This is a genomic window from Komagataeibacter kakiaceti JCM 25156 (assembly GCF_000613305.1).
Genome location: NZ_BAIO01000282.1, coordinates 1 through 3081 on the forward strand (window position 1 = coordinate 1; position 3081 = coordinate 3081).

The following is a 3081-nucleotide window of genomic DNA, read 5'->3' on the forward strand; positions in this document are numbered from 1 at the left end:
GCAGGTTGCGCCCGAACAGCGCCACGGCCCCGCCGCATATGGACAGGATTAGCGCCCATAACAGCACCGAGCCTTCATGGTTACCCCATACACCCGTGATCTTGTACAGCAGCGGCTTGCTGACCGCGCTGTTGGCGGCCACGTTCTGCACCGAAAAATCGTTGGTGATGGCGGCGTGGATCAGGCAGGCGAACGCCGTGACCAGCGCGAGCATCTGGCCCACCGCCAGCGCGGGGGCCAGCGCCATGAGGCGGCCGTCACGCCGGTTCGCCCCGATCAGTGGCAGGGTGGCCTGTCCGATGGCCATGCAGCAGGCCAGCGCCAGTGCAAAATTTCCAAGTTCCGGGTTCATTGCGGATGTCAGTTTCCGTCAGCTGTCGGGGTGGCCGGTTTCTTTCCGGCGTCCGCGGCGGTCATGGTGTTCCAGCTCGCGGCGTCGGGGGCCTTGCCGAAGCGGGGATCCCATTTGCCGCTGCGGCGCAGTTCCTCGGCCACTTCCTTGGGCATGTAGGTCTCGTCATGCTTGGCCAGAACCTCGCTGGCGCGGAACGTGCCGTCACGGTTGACGGTGCCCACCGCCACCACGCTCTGCCCCTCACGGAACAGGTCGGGCAGGATGCCCTCGTACCGCACGGTCACGGCGGCCTGTCCATCGGTCACGTCGAAGATGGCGATGGGGGAATCCCTGAGCGTTTCACGCCGCACGCTACCGGCCACCACCATGCCGCCAAGGCGGATCGTGCGGTCGGGCGGCGGGGCCTTGGCCCGTACCTGCGAGGGCGCCATGAAGAACACGATGTTGGAGGAAAAGGCATTGAGGGTCAGGGCGGCGGCGGATCCAAGCCCGATCATGCACGCAACCACCAGCCACAGGCGTCGGCTCTTGCGGGTCATGACGGCTGGCGTGTCCGGCGGGGCTGTTCGATCGCGGCCAGACGTGCGCGCGCCCGACGCAGCCGGAGCGCGGCATTGACCGAAAGGATCATGCGACGCCAATGGTCAGGCCATAGGCGGCCACGATATAGCAGGTGGGTCATCGGGCAGTACCGTCAGGCTGGGGGGCGGACTGGCGGCCCCGGTTGGCGGCCAGGATCGTGCGCACGCGGCTTTCCATCACGGCGGCGCGCAGGCGGGCCAGCACGATCGCGCCAAAGCCCAGCGTGAAACCCAGCGTGGTCAGCCCGAGCGGCCACAGCATGGAGGTGGACATGGTCGGCGCGCCGGTCACGGTGATGCTGTCCGGCTGGTGCAGGGTGTTCCACCACTGCACGCTGAATTTGATGATGGGCAGGTCAATGGCCCCGGCCAGCCCCAGAATGGCGGCGGCCCGGTAGCCACGCTGCGGTTCGTCAAACGCGCGGATCAGCGCGATATGGCCCAGATACAGGAAAAACAGCACCAGGACCGAGGTCAGCCGCGCATCCCACACCCACCACGTGCCCCACATCGGCTTGCCCCATAGCGAGCCAGTGGCAAGGCATACGGCGGTGATGGCCGCGCCCACCGGCCCGATCTCGACCGCCGCCAGATCCGCCAGCGGGTGCCGCCAGACAAGCGACAGCACGGAACAGATGGCGATGCCCATGTAACCGGAAGATGCCAGCCATGCCGTCGGCACATGCACGTACATGATGCGCACGCTGTCGCCCTGCTGCCAGTCGGCGGGGGAGAAGAACAGCCCCCACGCGATCCCGGCGGCGGACAGGACCAGCGCGGGCCATGTCAGCCATGGCTGCAGCCGTGCCCCCATGCGCAGGAAACGCCCCGGATTGGCATAGCGGTGGAATAGGTTGCCGGTTCGTGCGGTCAGGCTTTGCGTTGCGTTCAAGGTTGATCCATCCGTGCGGGGGGCCGTGTCCCTGCGATGAAAACGGTCGAGAAAAATCATACCATGGCCCGCGGTCGGGTAGGGGCTGGCGTTTTGCTGCTCTACACTATCGCGTTAAAAAAGACACGGCCAGTCCTGTCCCAATCATGGTACGGTCCCGCCCCAGGAGGAGAAAACATGCTGTTTGCCATCGTCTGCACGGATAAACCCGGCTGCCTTGAAACCCGCAAGGCCACGCGTGAACGCCATCTGGCCTATCTTGAGCGGTGGAAACAGCATCTGGTGCATGGTGGCCCGCTGCTGGACGCGGAAAACCGCCCCTGTGGCAGCCTGCTGGTGGTCGATGTGGCCGACCGCGCCGCGGCCGAGGGCTTTGCCGCCGAAGACCCGTACGCCAAGGTGGAACTGTTCGAGAGCGTTGTGATCCGTCCGTTCCGTTCAGTTTTTCGTGATTGCATGCGGGTGGAGTGAAAAGACGCATGGCCTACTGGCTGATCAAGTCCGAGCCGGACGCCTTTTCATGGTCCGAGCAGGTTGCGAATGGCGTGGAACCCTGGACGGGCGTGCGCAACCACCAGGCGAAGAAGAACCTCGCCGCCATGGCGGTGGGGGATCGCGCCTTCTTCTACCATTCCAACGTGGGCCGTGAGATCGTGGGCGTGGTCGAGGTGGCGCGCGCCGCCTACCCGGACCCCACGGCGGATGATGGCCGGTGGGTCTGCGTGGACGTGCGCGCCATCGGCCCCATGCCGCGCCCGGTCACGCTGGCCGCCATCAAGGCCGATCCCGCGCTGGCGGATCTGGCGCTGGTGCGTCAGTCGCGTCTGTCCGTCGTGCCGGTTTCGGACGCGCACTGGCGGCATCTGTGCGCCATGGGCGGCTGGAACAGCTAACGGAGGCAGGCGTTTCATGCCAGCAGGTACGGTGATGCGCATTGCAAGACGGGCATCATGGTGCTGAAACGGTGGGAACTGCCGCATGGGCGTAGCGACCGGCCCCCATCCACGCCCCGTCACCACGGGGCAGGGGCGGGCCGGTCCGGACTGTTACGGAAGATCAGGCGAAGGGCATTGTAATGAGTGCAGGTTCCTCAAACGAACTGGCACCGCTGACGCTGGACAGCGCGTGTATTACCGAACTCCAGCAGGCGCTGGAACGGGTCGAGACGGGGCGCGGCGTGCTGGTGCGCCTTGCCGACCTCATGGGCGGCGCCGTGGGGCAGGCGGCCATGCTGGGCATGCGCACGCTCGGTC

At 66.2% G+C, this 3081-nt stretch carries 4 protein-coding genes and 3 pseudogenes; 3 read left to right on the forward strand and 4 right to left on the reverse strand.

Features of this window, described 5'->3' with window-relative positions; translation table 11 throughout:
* From JCM25156_RS24085 to JCM25156_RS12320, 4 genes and pseudogenes are all read right to left on the reverse strand, one after another.
* Positions 1-352, reverse strand: a pseudogene (locus JCM25156_RS24085) (heme lyase CcmF/NrfE family subunit); the annotation flags it as partial.
* Between the two features lie 8 nt (positions 353-360).
* Entirely contained in the window at positions 361-894 is a 534-nt protein-coding gene (gene ccmE, locus JCM25156_RS12310) for a cytochrome c maturation protein CcmE (RefSeq protein ID WP_025813303.1), read from the reverse strand.
* Positions 891-1037 (reverse strand): annotated as a pseudogene (locus tag JCM25156_RS29960) (hypothetical protein). Before JCM25156_RS29960 ends, ccmE begins: the two are co-directional and overlap by 4 nt.
* The gene (locus JCM25156_RS12320) at positions 1034-1828 is read right to left on the reverse strand and encodes a heme ABC transporter permease (protein ID WP_025813305.1); all 795 of its coding nucleotides are present in this window, start codon (positions 1826-1828) and stop codon (positions 1034-1036) included. The pseudogene JCM25156_RS29960 and the gene JCM25156_RS12320 overlap by 4 nt, the downstream one beginning before the upstream one ends.
* A gap of 177 nt (positions 1829-2005) precedes the next feature.
* On the opposite strand from JCM25156_RS12320, the gene JCM25156_RS12325 reads away from it, so the two are divergent.
* From JCM25156_RS12325 to JCM25156_RS32835, 3 genes and pseudogenes are all read left to right on the forward strand, one after another.
* Positions 2006-2299 (forward strand): YciI family protein, encoded by a 294-nt coding sequence (locus JCM25156_RS12325; RefSeq protein WP_025813307.1) that lies wholly within the window; start codon positions 2006-2008, stop codon positions 2297-2299.
* 8 nt (positions 2300-2307) lie between these two features.
* Positions 2308-2721: an EVE domain-containing protein gene (locus JCM25156_RS12330; RefSeq protein WP_025813308.1), complete on the forward strand. Its 414-nt coding sequence runs from the start codon at positions 2308-2310 to the stop codon at positions 2719-2721.
* Positions 2722-2903: 182 nt separating this feature from the next.
* Positions 2904-3081: pseudogene (locus tag JCM25156_RS32835) on the forward strand (EcsC family protein); the annotation flags it as partial.

Coding starts and splice junctions, on each gene's coding strand:
- JCM25156_RS12330 (WP_025813308.1), top strand. CDS start 2,308: ATGGCCTACTGGCTGATCAAGTCCGAGCCGGACGCCTTTTCATGGTCC.
- JCM25156_RS12325 (WP_025813307.1), top strand. CDS start 2,006: ATGCTGTTTGCCATCGTCTGCACGGATAAACCCGGCTGCCTTGAAACC.
- ccmE (WP_025813303.1), bottom strand. CDS start 894: ATGACCCGCAAGAGCCGACGCCTGTGGCTGGTGGTTGCGTGCATGATC.